Origin of the sequence: Pseudoselenomonas ruminantium (assembly GCF_900142515.1) — a bacterium.
GTDB classification, from domain to species: Bacteria; Bacillota; Negativicutes; order Selenomonadales; family Selenomonadaceae; genus Selenomonas_A; species Selenomonas_A ruminantium_D.
Map to the genome: position 1 here is coordinate 96,127 of NZ_FRBC01000001.1, position 20,990 is coordinate 117,116.

The window sequence follows — 20,990 nt, forward strand, 5'->3', positions numbered from 1 at the left end:
TCTTATGCAATGGATGGATAATCTGAAGGTGCCAGTAAAATTGGGATTGATGGTGGCCGTAGGAATCATCGGCATGCTGTTGATTGGCTGGTCGGCCTATAGTGCGCTGAGCAAGGCACAGCGTGATATGACTTTTATGTATGCCACATCATTGACTGGTATGGAGCGTGCCCAGGAGGCCCGTTTCCAGATTCGCCGTGCCCATGCGCTGGCGGTAGAAATGATGACCTCGGATGAGATGGATTTCCTGAAGAAAACCAAGGGAACCTATGACGAAGCGGTCAAGAATGCTGATAAGGCTGTAGCCGATTATGCGGCCATCAAGGAGGACAACCCCAAGATCATTGAAATGACCAAGGCCATTCAGACGGATTGGGAAAGTTTGAAGAAAGAGAATGCCGTGGTTGTTCAGTATACGTTAGAGCTCAAGAATGCCGAAGCTTTCCAGCATACGCAGACTAAGTCCGTGCCGGTTATGCTGCGCCTGACCAAGACGCTGGATGAGCTCAATGAAGTAGAACATCAGCGGGCAGAAACACTGGACAAGCAGAATGATGCTGATACAGCCGCCGCTATCCGCGATATGCTGCTGGAATGTGTGATTGTGCTGGTGGTTTTGGTGGTGGTCAGCTATATTGTGATGAAGGGGGTTATGGCGCCGATTGAGATGATGATTGCGGGCTGCCGGAAAATGAAGGACGGCGACTTCCGCATTACGGCCAATCCGGTACAGCGCGGGGATGAGTTCGGCATTGTGGCAGATGCCTTCTTCCAGATGCGCAAGACTATCGGTGAACTCATGCAGACCACCAATGAAAGCGCCCAGCAACTGGCGGCTTCGTCAGAAGAACTCACGGCCAGCGCCCATCAGGCAGCGCAGGCGGCAGGTTCGGTGGCGCAATCGGTGGGGCAGGCTTCCCATGCCGTGACGGAACAGGGCAATTTTGTCAGTGAGGCCGGCGAGGCCATCAAAGAGCAGAACAGTTCGCTGGAAACCCTGAACAAGACGGCGGATGATGTGGTCAGCTATGCGGGCCATGCCAACAGCAGGGCTACGGAGGGCGGACGCAATGTCAATGCCGCTGTGGAGCAGATCATCAGCGTGGAAAAGATTGTCAATGGTTCTGCTGTGACGGTGGACAAGCTGGGCCAGAGTTCCCAGGAAATCGGTCAGATTGTGGAAACCATCTCCGGTATTGCCAATCAGACAAATCTGTTGGCCCTCAATGCCGCCATCGAGGCTGCACGGGCTGGCGAACATGGCCGCGGTTTTGCCGTGGTGGCTGACGAGGTGCGCAAGCTGGCGGAGGAATCCCAGAATGCCGCCCAGCGAATCACGACTCTGATTAGCGGCATCCAGAAGGATACAGCCGAAGCGGTGTCCTCGATGAAATCCGGCAGTGAGGCCGTGCAGGCCGGTTCTCGGGCGGTTTCCGAATTGCGGGATACCTTTGCCCAGATCGAAGAAGCAACCAACGGTGTAGCGGAGCGGGCGCGGCTTATGCTGGAAGAACTGCGGGTAGTGGCGGCGGAAGCCAATAGCATCGATGCGAAGACGAAGAGCATTGCCGACAATGGCAAGCTGATTTCCAGCGAGATGGCCAGTGTGTCAGCAGCTTCGGAGGAGCAGTCCGCTTCGGCAGAAGAGATTGCTTCGGCCAGCGAATCCCTGGCACAGTTGGCACAGGAACTGCAAAACTCCCTGGAGCGTTTCGAATATTAAGGTGTGAATGAATAAAAAAAGCTGGAGGCTGATTGTATACAGCCTCCAGCTTTTCTCTGTTCATATCATATTGGCGGTTTCCTGTTCCATATGGATGGGGACGATGGATTGCTTGGCCAGTGGCAGGGTCAGTGCAATCATGATTTCTGTCCCCTCTTTCGGTTCCGAGACGATGTTGAGGGAACCCTGGAAGAGTTCAATCAGATGTTTGGTGATGGCCAGACCGCGTTCCGGACTCTGGCTCTGGAACAATTGCTCCCAATCGCTGTCGTGCAGGAGCTTTTCACGGATCTCCGGAGGCATGGCGGCATCGGAATTGTGGATTCGCAGTTCATAGTCGGCATAGAGCTGGAAGTGTTGGTAGCTGTCCTCTGCCGTTTCCTTATGGTAGGCGAAGCCCTTCTGGGCCAGCGTGACAGCGATGCTGCCGCCCACAGGCGTGAATATGTACGCAAGGCTGATGAGGTTCAGCAGGATGCGCTGCAAGCGGTTCTTATCGCAGTATACATAAGGATTTTCCAGTTCTTCGGTATAGACCATGAAGCTGATATTCTTGTCCTGCATCTGTTCGGTGAAGATATCCTTGACCTGTTTCAGGTTGTAGCGGATATCTGTAGGTACGGGATAAAGCTTCAGCTTATTGCTCTGGATGCGGTCTACGTTTTCCATTTCCCGGACCAGATGAAGGAAGTAGTGACTGATGGAATCCGTATGCAAGATTCCCTGATAGAGACCGTTCAGGGCATCATGGGGACAGCGGCCGGCTTTGTCCTTGTAGTCTTCGCCGTTTTCCCGGGCAAGTTTCACATAGCTCATGATAGCATCCATGGTCAAGCCGATGTCGTGTGTCATATTCGAAAGATATGCACCACGGGTGCGGCTGGCCAGCTGCTGGGCGGCAACGACTTTATTCATCGCGTGTTCCCGTTTGCGCATGGTGGTGAATATATCAGCCATGAAGAGCAGGATCAGCATGATGAGTACGATCTGGATGGTGCTGTTATGGTTGAGGATCTCATGGATGGGGGCATAGCCGCCCATATGGGCAAGGGGAATCTTGGTGATGATGACCTGCCGCAGCCAGAGAGCCGTGGAGAAGAAGTTCAGGAACAGAAGGATGGTGCATAGCGAGAAGGACTTGCCGAAGCGTTCCTGCTTGTCGTGTTTGAAGACATACCAGTAATAGATCAGCCCCAGGATGCTCCAGACGGCCAGCAGCAGATAGGATTCGGTTTCCAGTGTGCTGCCTAAGAGCAGGTCGGGGACGATAGGGCAGAAGAAAAAGAACAGGGAGAGCAAAAGGCCTGCAATACCCATGAACATGCCGGCGGAATCGTTCTCTGACCGGGCAGTCCGATAGCGGCAAAGTGATACATAAGCATAGGCAATGGAACCGCTGATGGTGATGGCATCCACCAGCCAGACAATGGCGGTGCGACCTAAGAAAGGAATGGGCAGGGATACCAGAAGTATCAGGAATACTGCCTTGCGGGGAGTGCCGTCCTCTGCCTGGGTGGCAAAGACAGCGGGCAGGAGGTCATCTTTGGCCATGGACTGAAGCAGAAAGGAGCAGCCACGGTAGAGTCCATTGATACCGGTGAAGATGCCTGCTAAAACGGTTGCGGCTAATAGTGCCATGCCGCCGGGGCCTAAAAGGGCATCGACACCGTGGAAGACTGGCAGGGCATCGAAGCCCTGCAGATGGCTCAGGGAGGTGATGTATTCATGCCAGGTAGCAAATTCTGCGGGGCTGCCCATGACCGCAATGGCAATGGGCAGACTGTAAGCCAGGAAGGTGGCGATGACAGCAATGATGATGATGGGGAAGGTGTGCTGGATGGGGAACCGGAATTCCTCACCGCCGTGAGTGACGGATTCAAAGCCAAAGAACATCCAGGGGGCCACCATCAGCATGCTGAAAATCTGTAAAAAAGGCGTGCCGCCGATATCCGGGTCAAAAGCCGGATAGAAGCTGGCATGACGGGGGCTCATGGCCAGTACGCCGCTGAAGAGCAGCAGGATGCCGAAGAAGAGCAGCAGGGCCAGCATGGTGTTGACAGGCCGTTTGGCCTTGCCTGCAAAGGCAGAGAACAGGCCAAAGGCAATGAGCAACAGCCAGGTGGTGAGGATTTCTCCGGCGTAGACATCGAAGCCGGCTAGTTTATAGTGGAACCCCCATTGAAGTACCCCGCCAAAGTAGAAGCGTACGAGCACAACCACGGCGGTGGCGTTGGCCCAGATGATGGAAAGGTAAGTGACGATGAGCGCCCAGGCTGCTAAGAATGCATGGTCATGACCCATTACTTCCCGCACATAGGCGAAGAACCCGCCGTTGTCCCGATATTTCTGCGCCAGCTTGCAGAAGTTGGCACCGATGACCAGCATGGCAATGCTGCCCAAAGCGATGGCAAGGATGCTGCCCACGGGACCTGCATGGGGCAGAAAGAGATTGCCTGGCATCATGAATGCCCCCCAGCCCACGGCACAGCCGAAGGACAGGCCCCAGACATTCAGGGGGGAGAGCAGGCGGACATTGGCCTTTTCGGCAGTTTCTGTATCTTTGCTCGTATTCATATGGATTCTCCTTTATCCCTCGGTCAAAGGTTCGGCACTGGCCGTTTCCAGACCTGTGTCTGCCAGCGGCAGTGACAAGGTCACCACGATGTCCTTGCCGATGTCCTGTCCGGTGCTGCTGACCTTGATGGTTCCTTTGAGCAGGCTGACCAGTCCCTTGGCGATGCATAACCCGCCCAGACCGGTGCTGTCAATCTCGAAGGGTTCTTGTATATGAGTGATGATATCCGGCGGGATATTGGCGCCTGAGTCATTGATGTGGAGCTCATACACGGCACCGGGAACTTCTTGTCCCTGATAGGTGACGGTGGCAGGGCTGGTTTCCAGCAGTGTCACCATGACGCCGCCGCCATAGGGGGTGAATTCGCAGGCGTTGCTGACCAGATTGATGAGGATGCGCTCCAGGCGCTGTTCGTCACAAATGACAGTGGGGTGGGGCAGTTCGATGGGATAGACTTCGAAAAAGATATTCTTGGCCTGCATTTCCAGTGCGAAGATATCCTTGATATGCTGCAGGGTGTGCCGCCAGTCCATCGGGGCAAAGTCCAGGGGAATCCTGTCTTTGCTCGTGCCTATGCTCATATTGCGCTGATCCAGCATGCTGCCAATCAGGTGCATGAGATACTGGCTGTGGCTGTCCAGCTGCCCAAGACAGTTGGATAAGCGGTCGGGAATGCGATGGGGGCAGCTGTCCACATCACAGGCAGAGCAGATGGTGCAGTTTTCCAGCGAATGATGGACAGAGAGCTGCGCTGCTTCCATGGGAATGCGGATGTCATGTGCCAGATTGCGCAGGTAGGTGTTCTGTGCATGGTTGATTTCATGCTGCCTTTGCAAGGTCTGTGTCATTTTCCGTTCCCGCCGTTTCAGTGTGATGAAGATATTGGTCATCAGCAGCAGGATGATCATGAGCATCACCATCTGCACCACGCTGTCTGCAGCCAGCACATTGTAACTGGACGCAGAATTGCTGGACACGGATTCACGCAGGCGCTGTTCCATGACTTGCCGTAACCAGAGACTGGTGGAGAAGAAGTTCAGGAAGAGGATCATGATGCACATGGATGTGCTGTGACCAAAGCGGTCATGGTTGTCGTATTTGAAAACATACCAATAATAGATGAAGCCCAGGATGCTCCAGACTGACAGCATCAGATAGGATTCTGTGTCCAGTGACCCGCCTAAGAGCAGGTCAGGGATCAGGGGGCAGAAAAAGAACAGGCAGGAGATGAAGATGCCGATGATGCCTAAGTACCTGTCCAGTGGGCGGCCTTCTTTTTGCGCCAGCTTATAGGCACAATAGGAGGCGTAGCCATAGGCGACAGAACCTACGACCGTGATGATGTCGCAGAGCCAGACGATGGAAACCCGCCCCAGGAAGGGAATCAGCAGGGAAATGAACATCACAAAGATGATGGCATGACGGGGCGTTTCGTCAGCGGCACGCTGCTTGAACCAGACAGGCAGGACCTCGCATCTGGCCATGAAATGCAGCAGACGTCCGCAGGTGCGGTAAAGTCCCATGAGGCTGGTGATGATGGCGCAGTCGATGGATACGCAGAGAAAGAGCAGTCCTTCTCTGCCGAAAACGGCATGCACGCTATGGAATACCGGCAGTCCGGCAAGTCCCTCAAGATGGGGGCGCTGGGCGATATAGGTAGTCCAGGAGGCGTATTCCGGCGGGATGGACATGATGGCCATGGCCGCCAGCAGGATATAGATAAGTCCACCGCTGAGCACGGCTGCGATGACAATGGGAAAGAGTCTTTTGCTGGAAAAATCAAAATCATCGCAGGCATGGGTGACGGCCTCAAAGCCGAAGAACATCCAGGGAGCCAGCATCACCATGCTGAAGACCTGCATGGCAGGATTGGTATAGGATTGGAAGGCTGGCGTGAATACACTGGTACCTACTTGACGGAACATGGCTATGAACAGGATGAGGACGGACAGGAAAAAAACGACAGCACAAAGCGTATTCAGGTATCTGGCGACCTTGCCGCTATAGCAGGCGAACAGGCCGAAGATGATGATGACCAGCCAGGTGGCCAGCACCTCGCCAAAGTAAATGTCAAAACCGGCAATGGTGTAGAGGTAGCCCCAGGAGAGCCAATCTCCGTGCAGGAAACGGAATAGGAGCACATTGGCGGTAGCATTGGCCCAGAGGATGGAAAGATAGGCAATCAGCAGGATCCAGGCAGCCAGGAAGGCGTGATCATGGCCGATGATATTGCGGACATAGGCGACGATACCGCCATCGTCAGGGTATTTTTCTGCCAGCCGGCAGAAATTGGCGCCGATGATAAGCAGCAGTGCCGTACTGATCCCCATGGCGAGTATGGTGCCCAAAGGGCCTGCCGTAGGAATGAAGAGATTGGCTGGCACCATGAAAGCACCCCAGCCCACAGCGCAACCCAGGGAAAGGGCCCAGATGTGGAGTGGGGAGAACAGGTTCATCCGTGTGTTGTTATCCATATATAACGCTCCTTCCAGTTGTTTGAGCTGACAGGCAAATAGTATTTGTTGGATAATTTCGCCTTTTGCGATAAGAATTCCTTCTATAGGGGAAATAAAAAAGCCTCCCCTGAGGGGGAGGAATAATGGTTTATCGTACTATCTTATATATGGCATGGGGAATGCTCAAGAGCGGCAGCTGCTGCTGTACGGCACCCAGTTCGAAGGCGGCTTTGGGCATGCCATAGACGGTGCTGCTGGCGGCATCCTGTCCGATGGTGGGGGAACCGAGATTGCGCATCTTCAGGAGGCCTGCGGCGCCGTCCTTGCCGATGCCTGTAAGGATGATGCCCATCGCGTGATTGCCGGCCACATCGGCTACGCTGTCAAAGAGCACATCAACAGACGGGCACACGCTGTGGACAGGCGGCCCGGGCTTGCATTCGAGCATATAGCGGGTGCCCATACGGCTGAGCGTCATATGCTTGGCACCCGGCGCGATATAGACATGGTTGGGCAGCACGATATCACCGCTGACGGCTTCCTTGACCGTCAGGCTGCTCTCGGTATTCAGGCGTTCAGAGAAGAGACGGCTGAACATCGGCGGGATGTGTTGGACAATGACGATGCCCGGCAGCGGCGGTTCCAGACGGGTGATGATGGCGGACAATGCCTCGGTGCCACCCGTGGAAGCTCCTATGGCAATGAGGTCGATATGGGCCGCGTTAGGCGGAACATTGATCATCGGTTCGATGGGAGACAGGGCCGGTTTGGGCGGCGGTGGTGGCTGCACTGGTTTGGAAGCCCGCCAGATTTCCTTGGTCACCACGGCGCCGCCGCCGATGTCACCATGAGACCAGGCCGTAGTGGGAGCAGAGTCCTTGGTCTGGGAAACCAGCAGAGTGCGCATGAGATTGTCCAGGAATGGCTCCATAGGCTGCCCGACAGATGGTTTTTTCAAATAGTGGGACGCACCGAGAATCTTGGCTGCCTTTTCCCCGCTTTCCAGAATGCCATAGGTGATGATTGGCACTTCTGAGTATTTCTTGGCAAGCAGGGGCAGGAACTTTTCCTGATTGACCAGCAGAGAGCCCAAAGCGAAGTTCAGCACGATGATGTTGGGCTTGAATACCGCCATCTTGTTCAAGGCCTCAACGGGTTGGGCGGCGTGTTCCACAAGACTGCCCGCTGGGAGCCTTGTGTTAAGTTCCTGCACCAGGGTGTTTTGAAACGTTATGGAGTTGTCAATCGCAAACACCCGTAAGTTCCGCATATCTTCCTCCGCCCATAAAGATGGTAATTACTCTTATCTGTCCCTTATTCCACCATTGTATCATAAAATCCTGCTTGCAGGTAGCCAATTTTGCGTATCATTGACTTATGCAGGCTTCTTTGTTAATATTGATAAGTGAGTTTAAATTTAATGTTAGGAGTGATTTTGTTTGCTGGGATTTCTCAAAAGATTCTTAGGCGACAATAACGATAAAGAGATTGCCCGTTATCGCGAGGTTGTCGAAAAAATCAATGCCTTAGAGCCGCAGATGGCAAATTTGACCGACGACAAACTGGTGGGGTATACGGGAAAATTCAAAGAGCGTCTGGCTGCTGGTGAAACGCTGGATGACCTGCTGCCGGAGGCTTTTGCCGTTGTGCGCGAGGCTTCCCGCCGCACGTTGGGCATGCGTCACTTCGATGTGCAGATGATTGGTGGCATGTGCCTGCACGAAGGCCGCATTGCCGAGATGCGCACTGGTGAAGGTAAGACCCTTGTCGCCACGCTGCCGGTATATCTGAATGCCTTGACCGGTAAGGGTGTCCATGTCATCACGGTCAATGACTATCTGGCCCGCCGTGACAGTGAGGAAATGGGGCGTCTGTACCGCTTCCTGGGGCTGACTGTCGGTCTGGTCATCCATGATATGGATTTCCCGGAACGCAAATACGCTTATAGCTGTGACGTGACTTTTGGTACCAACAACGAGTTTGGTTTTGACTACCTGCGTGACAACATGGTCATCTATCCTGACCAGATGGTACAGCGGGAACTGAACTTTGCCATCGTCGATGAGGTGGACTCCATCCTGATTGATGAAGCCCGTACACCGCTCATCATCTCCGGTCCGGGAGCCAAGTCCACGGATATGTATGCAACCATGGCCCGTGCAGTAGCCACCCTCAAAGAGGGCGTGGACTACACGGTGGACGAAAAGCAGAAGACTGTGGCTCCGGCGGATGAGGTGGTTCCCAAGATTGAAAAGATGCTGGGTATCACGAATCTCTATGCTCCGGAAAACATCGAACTGTCCCACTGCTTCACGGCTGCGTTGCGTGCCAAGGCACTCATGAAGCGTGACCGAGATTATGTTGTACGTGATGATGAAGTCATCATCGTCGATGAATTCACAGGCCGCCTCATGGAAGGCCGCCGTTATTCCGATGGCCTGCATCAGGCTATTGAGGCCAAGGAAGGCGTGAAGATCCAGCGCGAATCACAGACGCTGGCTACGATCACGTTCCAGAACTACTTCCGCATGTACAATAAGCTGGCTGGTATGACCGGTACGGCCAAGACGGAAGAAGACGAGTTCCTGAAGATCTACAACCTGCCGGTCATCGTGGTGCCGACCAACAAGCCGGTGCAGCGCGTGGACTATCCGGACCTCATCTACAAGAACAAGGCGGCCAAGTATCGTGCCGTAGGCAAGTTCGTCAAAGAACTGCATGAGAAGGGGCAGCCGGTGCTGATTGGTACCACGTCCATCACGCAGTCGGAAGAACTCAGCAATGTGCTGAAGAAGAACGGTATTCCTCATAGCGTGCTGAATGCCAAGTTCCATGAGAAAGAAGCTGAGATCATCGCCGATGCCGGCCAGAAGGGCGCTGTGACCATCGCCACCAATATGGCAGGCCGTGGTACGGATATCAAGCTGGGTGAGGGTGTGCCGGAATTGGGCGGCCTGTTCATCGTGGGCACGGAGCGCCATGAATCCCGCCGCATCGACAACCAGCTGCGCGGCCGTTCCGGCCGTCAGGGTGACCCGGGGGCATCCCGCTTCTTCCTGTCCCTCGAAGATGACCTGCTGCGTCTCTTCGCTTCTGACCGCATTGCGGGCATGATGGACAAGCTGGGCATGGAAGAGGATGAGCCGATTGAGCATCGCATCATCACCAATTCCATCGAGCACGCGCAGAAGAAGGTCGAGGCCCGTAACTTCGATATCCGCAAGCACGTGCTGGAATATGATGATGTCATGAATCAGCAGCGCGAAGTCATGTACGGCGAGCGCCGCAAGATCCTCCTGGGTGAGAACCTGCGCGAGAACATCATGGGCATGGTGAACCATATCATCAAGGATGAGATGAACCAGTATGCCAATGAACAGCTTTATCCGGAAGAATGGCAGCTTGATGGCCTGATTGAAGATGCTGAGAAAATCTATGCCCCGGCAGGCCTCCTGAAGAAGGAAGAACTCGTGGAACTCAGCCGTGACGAGCTCAAGGAGAAACTGGAAAAGACAGCCGAAGATGGCTATCATCAGCGCGAACTGCTCTTCGGGGAAGAGAATATGCGTGAACTCGAAAAGGTCGTTATGCTCCGCGTGGTGGACAGCAAGTGGATGGAACATCTCGACCACATGGATATGCTCCGCGACGGCATCAACCTGCGTGCTTATGGCCAGCGCAATCCGCTGGTGGAATATAAGATTGAAGCCCTCGACATGTTCGAGGAGATGGAAGGCGCCATCATGGACCAGATTGCTTCCCTGATGTATCACGTGAGCATCGTGACGCCGGAACAGCAGGCGGCAGAAGAAGCCGGCGAACCGGTAGAAGCCAGCGTGACCCAGAAGCAGAAGCTGGAAGAGACCATCAAGCAGCAGCGCTCCCAGCTCTCTGACCATCTGAATACGGCCCAGGCCAGCCACGGTGATGAAGTCAGCACGGCTACGGCCAAGAAAGCTCCTGCGGCAGACAAGGTTGGCCGCAACGATCCCTGCCCTTGCGGCAGCGGCAAGAAGTACAAGAACTGCTGCGGACGGAACAAATAAGAAAGGTGTAAAGAATGCTTGAAGATTTAAAACCCCGGTTGGGCGAACTGAAGGAAAAGCTTGACCATATGGGCGAAGCTTTGGAAATTCCCCGCAAGGAAGAAAAGATCGCCGAGCTGGAATACAAGATGGGCGAACCCACGTTCTGGGATGATGCAGAGGCTGCTCAGAAACTCAATCAGGAACTGGCAGACCTGAAATCTGGTGTGGATAAGTACAAAGCCCTTGTGACAAAGCATGAAGATGCAGAAACCCTGCTGGAAATGGGGCTTGAAGAAGATGATCCCAGCATGGAGGATGATGTCAAGGCTGAGCTGGACGAGGTTGCTGAAGGCCTTGAAGCCCTGCAGCTTGAAGTGCTGCTCTCCGGGCCTTATGATGCCAACAACGCCATCCTGACGCTGCATGCCGGTGCGGGCGGAACGGAAGCCCAGGACTGGACGCAGATGCTCCTGCGCATGTATGGCCGCTGGGCTGAGCGCCACGGCTTCACCGTGGAGACAGCAGACCTGCTGCCCGGTGATGAAGCAGGCGTCAAATCCGCTACCCTCTTCATCAAGGGTCATAATGCCTATGGCTTCCTGAAATCGGAAAAGGGCGTGCATCGTCTGGTGCGCATCTCGCCCTTCGATGCCAATGCCCGCCGTCATACGTCTTTCTCGGCCTGCGATATCATGCCGGAAATCGATGACGCAGTGGAAGTGGATATCAACATGGCCGATGTGCGTGTGGATACCTATCGTGCTTCCGGTGCTGGTGGTCAGCACATCAACAAGACTTCTTCGGCAGTGCGCATGACACATGAACCGACCGGTATCGTGGTACAGTGCCAGAACGAGCGCTCTCAGCTTCAGAACCGTGAGCAGTGCATGAAGATGCTCCGCGCCAAGCTCTTTGAGCTGGAAATGGAGAAAAAGGAAGCCGAATTGGCCAAGCTCGAAGGTGATCAGCAGAATATCGAATGGGGCAGCCAGATCCGCTCCTATGTATTCCAGCCCTATACCATGGTCAAGGATCATCGTACGAGCCAGGAAACCGGCAACGTGCAGGCTGTGATGGATGGCGATATCGATCCCTTCATCCGGGCATTTTTGGCGGCTAAGGCAAATCATGAAATCTAAGCAGTGAAGATATGTCATTGAGAGAGCCTTCCCCAATGGGGAAGGCTTTTTTCACAGTATGGGGAGGCACTGATTTTGCGAAAAGGCTTGACTATTGCAGGTGCTTTATTCATAATAATAATCGTGTTTAGTGAGACGGTGCTGCCGTGGCTGGCGCGGGAGACTTTGCAGACTCGTCTGAGCGAACGCCTGGCCACCCATGATGCGCAGGTATCCGTGGACAGCCATCCGGGAATCCTGCTGGGGCTGGGTGTGGTGCAGCATGTTCATGGCGTGGCCCATCAGGCCAAGGTGGGACAGGTCTATTTTCGGGAAATCAGCCTGGCCGGGGAAAATGTACGCCTCAATGTGACTGATTTGCTGACTGCTGGCAAGGTAGCGATGAAATCTGCCGACAAACTTACCCTGACCGGTTATCTCGATGAGGAGAATCTGCGGGAAGTCATTGCCCGTAAGCTGGACAAGGTGGAAAATGTGCAAGTGGCCATTGCGGCAGCAGGTATCACAGTGACGGCGAATACTAAGCTTTTTGGCCGGACTGTGGACATCGAAATGGAAGGAAATGTGGTGGAAGAAGGTGGTTCCCTGTATTTCCAGATGACGCATCTAGCCATGAAGAACAGCCGTTTTGGCACAGCAAAGCTTAATGAGATGTTCGGCAATATTCAGCTGGCAGCACCGGGTCGGCTCCCGATGGGGATGCAGTTTCAGGAAGTCCGGCAGACACAAGGTGCGATTATCATTACAGCTGGCTTAGATAATGTGGAATAAGGTGGAAGAAGAATAATGAAGGTTTTTAGCTACAACCGGGGATTGGTGCTGGTAATCATTATTGGCTTAGTGGCCGCGCTGACCATCGGTTTTGCCCGTCATGGGGTGGAACAAAACAATCGTCAGGTGGATATGGCGATTGACTATGAAGGTCTGCTGGAACTGGCAGAACGAGAAGGCCTGCCTGCTGATGAGGTGCTGGCCAAGGCTAAGGAAACTGGCATCACTTCGCTGGCGGTATACGATACCACCTTCAAGAAACTCAATGCCAATGGCAAGGCTACGGCCATTGCCGGTAGTGAGATACTGGCCAATTACCATAGCGGTGCACTGTCTGATCCCATGTGGCGGCAGCTGGTGGCTGAGGGCAAAATCCTTGGCAACGAGGTCTATATTGTCGGACATGATGCCCGCACCTGGAAAGAACTCAAGGAAGATGTACCTCGCCGCTTGGGCAGTGAGCGGGTGCAGCTCCTGCAGGTAGGCACGGAAGAAGTGATGGCAGTAAAAGCCCATTACGAATCCTTCCTCAAGATGAATATCGGCATGCCCACGGATGAGATGGAAGCTGTCAACAAAGCTGGCTTCTATGTACTGGCACGTCCCAGCAATTATGAGAACTGCCAGAATGATGATGTAGAGGCTGTTTTCCAGCGGTTGAAAGATTATAAGGTTTCGGAAATCGTCTTCTCCGGTTCGCAGACGCTGGGGGCTAACAAGGCTTTGCAGGCTACGATTGATGAGATGAAGAAGCGGGACATGACCCTGGGCCTGATTGAAGGTGTAACGCAGCTGCAGTTCTACAAGCAGGATGGCATGGAAGAGATTGCCAAAGGACTGGGGTATGATAAGATTGCCCGTGTATATTCCATTCCCAAGGACGAACAGCCGAAACTGAAGATTGCTACGGCAGTGGAACGCTGGTCCAATACGGACGAGGAACGCAATATCCGCGTGAACCTGTTGCGGATTTATGATAAATCTTCACCGAATATGAGTCTTTTGGAAACGAATCTGAAATATTTCCAGGATACCCATGATATCCTGGTGTCTCATGGCTATACCATCGGCCCTGCTGGCACATTTGCTTCCTTCTATCCCAGCAAAGTCCTGCGGGCATTGGTCATGGCAGGCGTAGCCGCTGCTGCTGTTCTCTATCTGAGCCTTGTGATTCCGGCGCTGAATGTTTCCGTGAAGAAACAGTGGCTGTTGTTTGCCGTTCTGGCATTGTGTGCGGCGGTGCCGGTGCTGATGGGGAATGGCGGTAAGATCCGGGTGCTGGCAGCGCTGGCCAGTGCCAACCTGTTCCCCGCGATTGCGGTCATCTTCCAGCTGGACAGGATCCGCTATCTGCGGGATAAGATGACATTGGGCTTTGGCAAGATGCTGGTTACAGGCGTGCTGGCCCTCTTTGTCACGGGTGCCCTTTCCTATATCGGTGCCGCTTATCTGTCCGCGTCTTTGGCCGATACGGAATATCTGTTGGAATTCCAGATCTTCCGGGGCATCAAGCTGACCTTCGTGCTGCCGTTGATTCTGGTAGGCATTGCCTTCCTGCAGCGCTTTGATGTATTCGATGGCCGCATGGATGACACGGAAGGCGTCATGAACCAGATGAAGAAGATTCTGGACATGCCGGTGAAGATCAAGACTTTGTTTGTGATGTTTTTGGTGCTTGTTGCCGGCGTAGTCTTTGTGGCCCGCAGCGGTCATACTTCCGGCATGCCGGTATCGGCAACGGAACTCAAGTTCCGCGCTTTCCTGGAGCAGGCTTTCTATGCCCGTCCCCGCACCAAGGAACTCATGATTGGCCATCCGGCCTTCATGCTGGCGGTTATGGCTTTCTGGCGGAAATGGCCGACGATGATTTTCTTTGGACTGGTGCTGATAGCTACCATTGGTCAGGGTTCTATGGTTGAGACTTTCGCCCATATGCGCACGCCGGTCTATATGTCCTTCATGCGTGGCATTGGCGGAATCGTTTTGGGTGCAGGCATTGGTGCTATTGCCATGATGCTGGTACAGCTGTGGCAGACTGTTATTTCACGAGCAAAGGAGCGTAAGGCAGCGTAATGAGCAGAATCGTCGTATCGGGATACTATGGCTCGAAAAATGCCGGGGATGAGGCTATGCTGGCCGCTATGTTGGAAGTCCTCGGTGATCTCGACCCCAAATTACATATTACGGTGATTTCTGCCGACCCGGAGGATACGAAAAAACGTCATGGGGTGGATGCTATTTCCTGGCTGGGATTTCCAGCCATCATCAAGGAGCTTCGTCAGGCTGACCTCCTGATCAGTGGCGGTGGTAGCCTTCTGCAAAATGTCACCAGCCGCCGCAGTCTCTATTATTATATGGTCATCATCATGTTGGCTCACTTTTTGGGTACGAAAGTCATGCTTTATGCGCAGGGAATAGGGCCTATTATTGGGCGCCTGGCTCGATGGGCCATGGGGTACCTGGGCAATCATGTCGATCTGATCACAGTCCGTGATGAAGGGTCGCTGAGAGAACTGGCCCGTCTGGGCATCCATAAAACCATCATTGAATGCACAGCAGATCCGGTGCTGGCAATTCATCCTGTAGGCCGGGAGGCCGGCCGCGCTATCTTCAAGGCCTATCATGCAGATGGGGCAAAGCCGGTGCTGGGCATATCTGTACGAGAATGGCAGGGCTGGCGTCATTATAAAGAAGTGCTGGCTCAGGTTTCAGATATGGTAGTGCGGGAGCTGGGGGCAAGGGTTGTCTTCATCCCCATGCAGTTCCCGGATGATGTCAAGGCGGCACAGGCTATTGCTGCTTTGACCAAAGAAGAATGTACGGTCCTCAAAGATGAGTACACCACTAGTGAGTTCCTGTCATTGGTCGGAAATATGGACCTCATGCTGGGGATTCGCCTGCATGCGTTGATTTTTGCCGGTGTTATGGGAGTCCCCATGTTGGGAATATCTTACGATCCCAAGATCGATCGGTTCCTGGCATCCATCGGTGAGGAGCCGGTGGGGAATCTTAGAGATGTATCTGCTGAAGAACTTATGGCGGAAATCCGCCGCAAGTGGAATGACAAGCAGACCTTCCGCCAGAAGAATGGTGAATTGTTGGCGGAACTTCGGGATTTAGCCGCCCATAATGCGGAATTGGCCGTGAATCTGGCCCATAAATAATTTCTTCATATTAATGAAATATTGCGGTAAAGTCCGCCTGAGCAAGCCTTAGGCGCAGCAAAGACCGCCTTCCTGAGAAAAGGAAGGCGGTTTCTTTTATGTTGTAAAAAAATACAAATAAATGTCGTTTTCGGGTAGGTTTTTATAGTGCAAAAGTCCTAAATATGTGATATGGTAAGGAAGCGTTTGGGAAAACGAAAGATGTAAGTAAGAATCGAGCGGCCGTCGGGAAACGGCCAACGTAGAAAGGCAAGTGAGGAAATGAGATTGAAGGACATTCGGATTGGGGCTAAGATTTTGTTGTTGGTGATAATTGGCCTGTTGGGCATGGCTATCATCAGCTTTTCGGGATATGATGCAATGAGTGATGCTGGTGACGATATGGACAATATGTTCAATCGCAAGCTCAAAGCTATGCGTATGTTGGGAAATGAAATCAATTACATGCGCATGATTCAGGTGCGTATTGTCAAACATATCCTTGATCCTAAAGATGCTCAGATCAAGGCTTCTATCCAGGAAGCCATAAACAGTTATGAAGAAACCTGGCCTAAGTACAAGGAGTTGGGAATGCGGGCGGATAACGCTGCGGCAGAAATCCCCAATACAGAAAAGCTTTGGGCCGATTACAAGCTGGGCATTTTGGAAGCGCAGAGCCTGGCAGATGCCGGTAAAACGCAGGAAGCCTGGGCCTATTATAAAGGCGTGGAAGCTGGTGTCACCCAGGACCTGCTCAGGAGTCTGATTGCGTTGGAAAAGGTTGCCAACGACAATGCGGAGCAGTTGAATGAAGATGTGATGAATGAGAATGCGCATGAGATGTATATGATGATCGTGACGACTCTGGTGTGTTTCTTGTTGTTGGGAGGAATTGCCTACTTCATCATCCGGGATATCATGACGACTCTGGAGGGGATGGTGCAGGAATGCAATCGCATGAAAGATGGGGACTTCAGACTTAATTATAACTATGAACCCCGTGGTGATGAACTGGGGCAGATGGAAGCAGCATTGCAGGGGATGCGTAAGGAACTCAATGATCTGATGCGCAAGGTCAGTGAATCCTCTGAACAGCTGGCGGCTTCTTCGGAAGAACTTACTGCCAGTGCTGGTCAGGCTGCTCAGGCCGCTACTCAGGTAGCACAGTCCGCATCTGAAGTGGTGGAATCTGTGGAACATCAGCAGCAGGCTGTGATGAACAGCAATGAGGCTGTGCAGAGCGCAGAAGCCTCTATTGAGGAAATCCGCCAGAAATCGGCTCAGGTTGAAGAAAATTCCTCTATGGTCGCTAAGCGTGCAGAGGACGGGAATCAGTCCATTGATGCATCTGTCCGCCAGATCAAGGATGTAGAGGAAACCGTTACGGCTTCGGCCAAGATGGTAGACCGCTTAGGCGAACGTTCCAAACAAATTGGTGAGATTGTTGATACCATGACGGGAATTGCTGAACAGACCAACCTGTTGGCCCTTAACGCGGCAATTGAAGCTGCCCGTGCCGGTGAGCATGGCCGCGGCTTTACGGTAGTGGCTGAGGAAGTAGGGAAACTGGCGCAGGAGTCTAAGGAATCTGCTGAAAAGATTGCTGGCCTGATAAAGGAAATTCAGGCAGACACGGAAAATGCGGTATCTGCTATGCGCTCCGGCAAAGCTGCTGTGGTGGAAGGTGCTCATAGCGTAGAGTCCCTGCGTACTATGTTTGAAGAGATCAATCAGCTGGTGATCGGGGTATCCGGTGAAATCAGCCATGTGACGGATGCTATCCATGCAACGGCTGATGCCACCAATGATATCGCTGCTGATATGAATGAAATCAACAGCTACAGTGGTAAGGTAGCCAGTGAAATGCAAGCCGTATCTGCTGCCACTGAAGAACAGTCTGCTTCTGCAGAAGAGATCGCTTCTGCCAGTGATGCGCTGGCTTCGTTGGCACAGAGCCAGCAGGCAGCCCTGTCGCATTTCAGATTCTAAATAAGATAACAAACGGGTCACTTTCCGTGAAGGGAAGGTGACCCGTTCTTTTTATGGTGTGCCCACTGGATAGATATGGATTCCCTGGGCATGCAGCTGGGTTATGATATCGTTGCTGGCCAGATCATCTGTGTAGAGCGCACTGACCTTGTCGAAGGGCAGTAATTTCACAGTACCGTGGGTTTTGAATTTGCTGGATTCCGTCAGCACGATGGTCTGCTCAGCACGTTCTGCCATCGAGCGTGCTGCTTCAGCACGCATCAAATCATTAGACATGAAGCCTAATTCGTTCAAGCCATCTGTGCCGACGAAGAACTTGCTTACGTAAAAATCCCGTACACAGCTGCGGATCATAGGGCCTACCATAACCTGGGACTCTTTTTGATATTCGCCTCCAAGCAGGATTACCCGAACCTGATTGTATTTGCGGATATAATCTGCAATGAAAGCTGAGTTGGTAATGATGGTCACATCCCGGCGGTTAGCGGCTATTTCTTCAGCCAGCAGGGCACAGCAGCTGCCGGACTCAATCATGATGGTCTCCCCATTGTGCACACTCTCCGCAGCCCGGCGGGCAATGCGCAGCTTTGCCTCATAATTGAAGGACAGATGATTGCCCACATCATCACTGGTGGTCAGTCGGGCATAGCCATGCTCACGGCGCAGCAGGCCCTTTTTCTCCAATATATTCAGATCCTTGCGGATGGTCACCTCGGAAACATCCAAAGCCCTGGCCAGCTCCGTCACCGCAATGCGGTTATGCTGATTGACCAGGCTCAGAAGCTTGCTATGGCGAATATGCATAAAATCATCCCCTGTCGTGTTCTTTAAGGTAAGTATATCATAATCGGCAGGTATTTCAAATGAAAGAAGAAAGGCAACAAAAAAACCGCCCTTGCGGACGGCTTTTTTCTATCTCATCTGAGAAAATTACTTAGCGAGTGCGTTCACTTTGCGAGCCAGACGGGACTTTTTGCGAGCTGCACAGTTCTTGTGGAACACGTGGTTAGCTGCAGCCATGTCGATAGTCTTGCAAGCAGCCGTGAGGAGGGATTTAGCTTCTTCAGCATTTCCAGCCTCAACAGCGTCGAGAACACGACGGGAAGCAGTGCGTACACGGGACTTCTCAGCAGCGTTCTTCGCACGGCGCTTAGCGTCAGATTTTACACTAAGAATAGATGCTTTAATATTCGGCAAGTAGTTCACCCCCCTCAAATGATTCGTTACCTAGCTATTTTAGCACGCCCTTATCTAAAAAGCAATAGTTTTTTGCTCTGTGCCGACTATATTTCTTGCAGGGGAGGGGGAAAATGCGTTATAATGGCTAGTATATGGAAAGAAGTGCGAAAGGAAAATGACCATGCAGAACAAGAATATCCGCAATTTCTCGATCATTGCCCATATCGACCATGGCAAATCCACCATTGCGGACCGCTTGATAGAATATACCGGTACGCTGACGCAGCGCGAAATGGAAGCGCAGGTTCTCGATAATATGGACCTGGAGCGGGAACGCGGCATCACCATCAAGGCTCAGACCGTGCGCCTTGATTACAAGGGCAAGGATGGGGAGATGTATCAGCTCAACCTCATCGACACCCCGGGCCATGTGGACTTCACCTATGAGGTTTCCCGCAGTCTGGCGGCCTGTGAAGGGGCGCTCCTTGTCGTGGATGCGGCGCAGGGCGTAGAGGCCCAGACTTTGGCCAATGTCTATATGGCCCTTGAAAATGATCTGGAAATCGTGCCGGTCATCAATAAGATCGATCTGCCCAGCGCAGATCCCGACCGCGTGAAGGAAGAGATCGAGAACTCCATCGGCCTTGATGCCACGGATGCGGTTTTGGCTTCAGCTAAGACAGGCATTGGTATCGAAGAGATTCTCGATGCCATCGTCGAACGGATTCCGGCACCGGAAGGAGACGAGAATGCCCCCCTGCAGGCATTGATCTTTGACTCCTTCTTTGATTCCTACAAAGGCGTTATCGCCCATGTGCGCGTCAAGCAGGGGAAAATCAAGAAGGGCATGCGCCTCAAGATGATGGCAACAGGCAAGACCTTTGAAGTCACGGATGTGGGCTGCTTCAAGCCCCAGCCCGTGGATGTGGGTGAGCTCAATATGGGCGAAGTTGGCTTTGTGGCAGGCTCCCTGAAAGATGTCCGCGATGTGCGGGTGGGTGATACCATCACGTTTGCTGATAAGCCGGCGGCAGAGCCGCTGCCCGGTTACCGTGGCGTGACGCCGATGGTTTACTGTGGTCTTTACCCGGTGGAAAGTTCTGATTATGACAACCTCAAGGACGCGCTGGAAAAGATGCAGATCAATGATGCAGCGCTGGTCTTCGAGCCGGAAACCTCTGTGGCTTTGGGCTTTGGTTTCCGTTGCGGCTTCCTGGGGCTCCTGCATATGGATGTCATCCAGGAGCGTCTGGAACGCGAATACCATCTGAAGCTCATCACCACGGCACCTTCGGTTATCTACCATGTGTTCAAGACGGATGGTTCGGTGCTCAATGTCAGCAATCCGGCGGAACTGCCGCCGCAGACGGAAATCGAGCATATCGAAGAACCTTTCGTGAAAGCGACGGTAATCGTGCCCAATGATTTCGTGGGTGCCGTCATGGAGATTTCGCAGGACAAGCGCGGTGTGTTCAAGAACATGGATTATCTCGACACCAACCGTGTCATGATCACGTATCATATCCCGCTCAATGAGATCATCTTTGACTATTTTGACCGTTTGAAATCTGCGACCAAGGGTTATGCTTCGCTGGATTATGAGCTGGCCGATTATCAGGAGTCCAAGCTCGTGAAGGTGGATATCCTGCTGAACGGCGATCCCGTGGATGCGCTCTCGACCATCGTGCATAAGGACAGAGCCCAGAGCCGTGGCCGTCAGCTGGCGTCCAAGCTCAAGGAAATCATCCCGCAGCAGATGTTTGAGATTCCCATCCAGGCAGCCATCGGCTCCAAGGTCATCGCCCGTGAGAACGTCCGGGCACGGCGCAAGGACGTTCTCGCCAAGTGCTACGGTGGCGATATCTCCCGTAAGCGCAAGCTGCTGGAGAAGCAGAAGGAAGGCAAGAAGCGCATGAAGGCAGTTGGCTCGGTGGAAGTGCCGCAGGAAGCCTTTATGGCCATCTTGAAGATTGACTGATTATATAAG

The 20,990-nt window shown here is 53.1% G+C and carries 13 protein-coding genes; 8 read left to right on the plus strand and 5 right to left on the minus strand.

What is annotated here, in order from left to right; translation table 11 throughout:
• The first annotated feature begins 4 nt into the window (after window positions 1-4).
• Window positions 5-1,723, plus strand: a complete 1,719-nt coding sequence (locus BUB68_RS00410; protein ID WP_073087862.1) for a methyl-accepting chemotaxis protein — start codon at window positions 5-7, stop codon at window positions 1,721-1,723.
• A 60-nt stretch (window positions 1,724-1,783) separates the two neighbouring features.
• On the opposite strand, the gene BUB68_RS00415 is transcribed toward BUB68_RS00410, so the two are convergent.
• The 3 genes from BUB68_RS00415 to BUB68_RS00425 all read right to left on the minus strand — a co-directional run bounded on the left by BUB68_RS00415 (window position 1,784) and on the right by BUB68_RS00425 (window position 8,024).
• On the minus strand, window positions 1,784-4,297 hold the full coding sequence (locus tag BUB68_RS00415) for an amino acid permease (protein WP_073087863.1): 2,514 nt from the start codon (window positions 4,295-4,297) through the stop codon (window positions 1,784-1,786).
• A gap of 12 nt (window positions 4,298-4,309) precedes the next feature.
• Window positions 4,310-6,772, minus strand: coding sequence for an amino acid permease (locus BUB68_RS00420; RefSeq protein WP_073087864.1), 2,463 nt, complete (start codon window positions 6,770-6,772; stop codon window positions 4,310-4,312).
• A gap of 130 nt (window positions 6,773-6,902) precedes the next feature.
• Window positions 6,903-8,024 carry a chemotaxis protein CheB gene (locus tag BUB68_RS00425; RefSeq protein ID WP_073087865.1) on the minus strand — a complete coding sequence of 374 codons (1,122 nt, stop codon included), beginning with the start codon at window positions 8,022-8,024 and terminating at the stop codon, window positions 6,903-6,905.
• A 169-nt stretch (window positions 8,025-8,193) separates the two neighbouring features.
• On the opposite strand from BUB68_RS00425, the gene secA reads away from it, so the two are divergent.
• From secA to BUB68_RS00455, 6 genes are all read left to right on the plus strand, one after another.
• A complete protein-coding gene (gene secA / locus BUB68_RS00430) occupies window positions 8,194-10,800 on the plus strand; it encodes a preprotein translocase subunit SecA (RefSeq protein ID WP_073087866.1) in 2,607 nt (868 codons plus the stop codon).
• Window positions 10,801-10,814: 14 nt separating this feature from the next.
• The gene (prfB, locus tag BUB68_RS00435; RefSeq protein WP_073087867.1) at window positions 10,815-11,921 is read left to right on the plus strand and encodes a peptide chain release factor 2; all 1,107 of its coding nucleotides are present in this window, start codon (window positions 10,815-10,817) and stop codon (window positions 11,919-11,921) included.
• A 75-nt stretch (window positions 11,922-11,996) separates the two neighbouring features.
• On the plus strand, window positions 11,997-12,692 hold the full coding sequence (locus tag BUB68_RS00440) for an LmeA family phospholipid-binding protein (protein WP_073087868.1): 696 nt from the start codon (window positions 11,997-11,999) through the stop codon (window positions 12,690-12,692).
• Between the two features lie 15 nt (window positions 12,693-12,707).
• The gene (locus BUB68_RS00445; protein WP_073087869.1) at window positions 12,708-14,765 is read left to right on the plus strand and encodes a DUF5693 family protein; all 2,058 of its coding nucleotides are present in this window, start codon (window positions 12,708-12,710) and stop codon (window positions 14,763-14,765) included.
• Complete coding sequence (gene csaB / locus BUB68_RS00450) at window positions 14,765-15,856, plus strand: polysaccharide pyruvyl transferase CsaB (RefSeq protein ID WP_073087870.1); 1,092 nt, start codon at window positions 14,765-14,767, stop codon at window positions 15,854-15,856. Before BUB68_RS00445 ends, csaB begins: the two co-directional genes overlap by 1 nt.
• A 261-nt stretch (window positions 15,857-16,117) precedes the next feature.
• Window positions 16,118-17,824 (plus strand): methyl-accepting chemotaxis protein, encoded by a 1,707-nt coding sequence (locus tag BUB68_RS00455; protein WP_073087871.1) that lies wholly within the window; start codon window positions 16,118-16,120, stop codon window positions 17,822-17,824.
• A 51-nt stretch (window positions 17,825-17,875) separates the two neighbouring features.
• Here the strand turns inward: BUB68_RS00455 and BUB68_RS00460 are convergent, their stop codons facing one another.
• A complete protein-coding gene (locus tag BUB68_RS00460; RefSeq protein ID WP_073087872.1) occupies window positions 17,876-18,628 on the minus strand; it encodes a DeoR/GlpR family DNA-binding transcription regulator in 753 nt (250 codons plus the stop codon).
• 126 nt (window positions 18,629-18,754) lie between these two features.
• Window positions 18,755-19,021 (minus strand): 30S ribosomal protein S20, encoded by a 267-nt coding sequence (rpsT, locus tag BUB68_RS00465; RefSeq protein ID WP_014423776.1) that lies wholly within the window; start codon window positions 19,019-19,021, stop codon window positions 18,755-18,757.
• A gap of 163 nt (window positions 19,022-19,184) precedes the next feature.
• On the opposite strand from rpsT, the gene lepA reads away from it, so the two are divergent.
• Window positions 19,185-20,981, plus strand: coding sequence for a translation elongation factor 4 (gene lepA / locus BUB68_RS00470; RefSeq protein ID WP_041914535.1), 1,797 nt, complete (start codon window positions 19,185-19,187; stop codon window positions 20,979-20,981).
• The last annotated feature ends 9 nt before the right edge of the window (window positions 20,982-20,990 follow it).

Coding starts and splice junctions, on each gene's coding strand:
- BUB68_RS00410 (WP_073087862.1), top strand. CDS start 5: ATGCAATGGATGGATAATCTGAAGGTGCCAGTAAAATTGGGATTGATG.
- BUB68_RS00415 (WP_073087863.1), bottom strand. CDS start 4,297: ATGAATACGAGCAAAGATACAGAAACTGCCGAAAAGGCCAATGTCCGC.
- BUB68_RS00420 (WP_073087864.1), bottom strand. CDS start 6,772: ATGGATAACAACACACGGATGAACCTGTTCTCCCCACTCCACATCTGG.
- BUB68_RS00425 (WP_073087865.1), bottom strand. CDS start 8,024: ATGCGGAACTTACGGGTGTTTGCGATTGACAACTCCATAACGTTTCAA.
- prfB (WP_073087867.1), top strand. CDS start 10,815: ATGCTTGAAGATTTAAAACCCCGGTTGGGCGAACTGAAGGAAAAGCTT.
- BUB68_RS00445 (WP_073087869.1), top strand. CDS start 12,708: ATGAAGGTTTTTAGCTACAACCGGGGATTGGTGCTGGTAATCATTATT.
- csaB (WP_073087870.1), top strand. CDS start 14,765: ATGAGCAGAATCGTCGTATCGGGATACTATGGCTCGAAAAATGCCGGG.
- BUB68_RS00455 (WP_073087871.1), top strand. CDS start 16,118: ATGAGATTGAAGGACATTCGGATTGGGGCTAAGATTTTGTTGTTGGTG.
- BUB68_RS00460 (WP_073087872.1), bottom strand. CDS start 18,628: ATGCATATTCGCCATAGCAAGCTTCTGAGCCTGGTCAATCAGCATAAC.
- lepA (WP_041914535.1), top strand. CDS start 19,185: ATGCAGAACAAGAATATCCGCAATTTCTCGATCATTGCCCATATCGAC.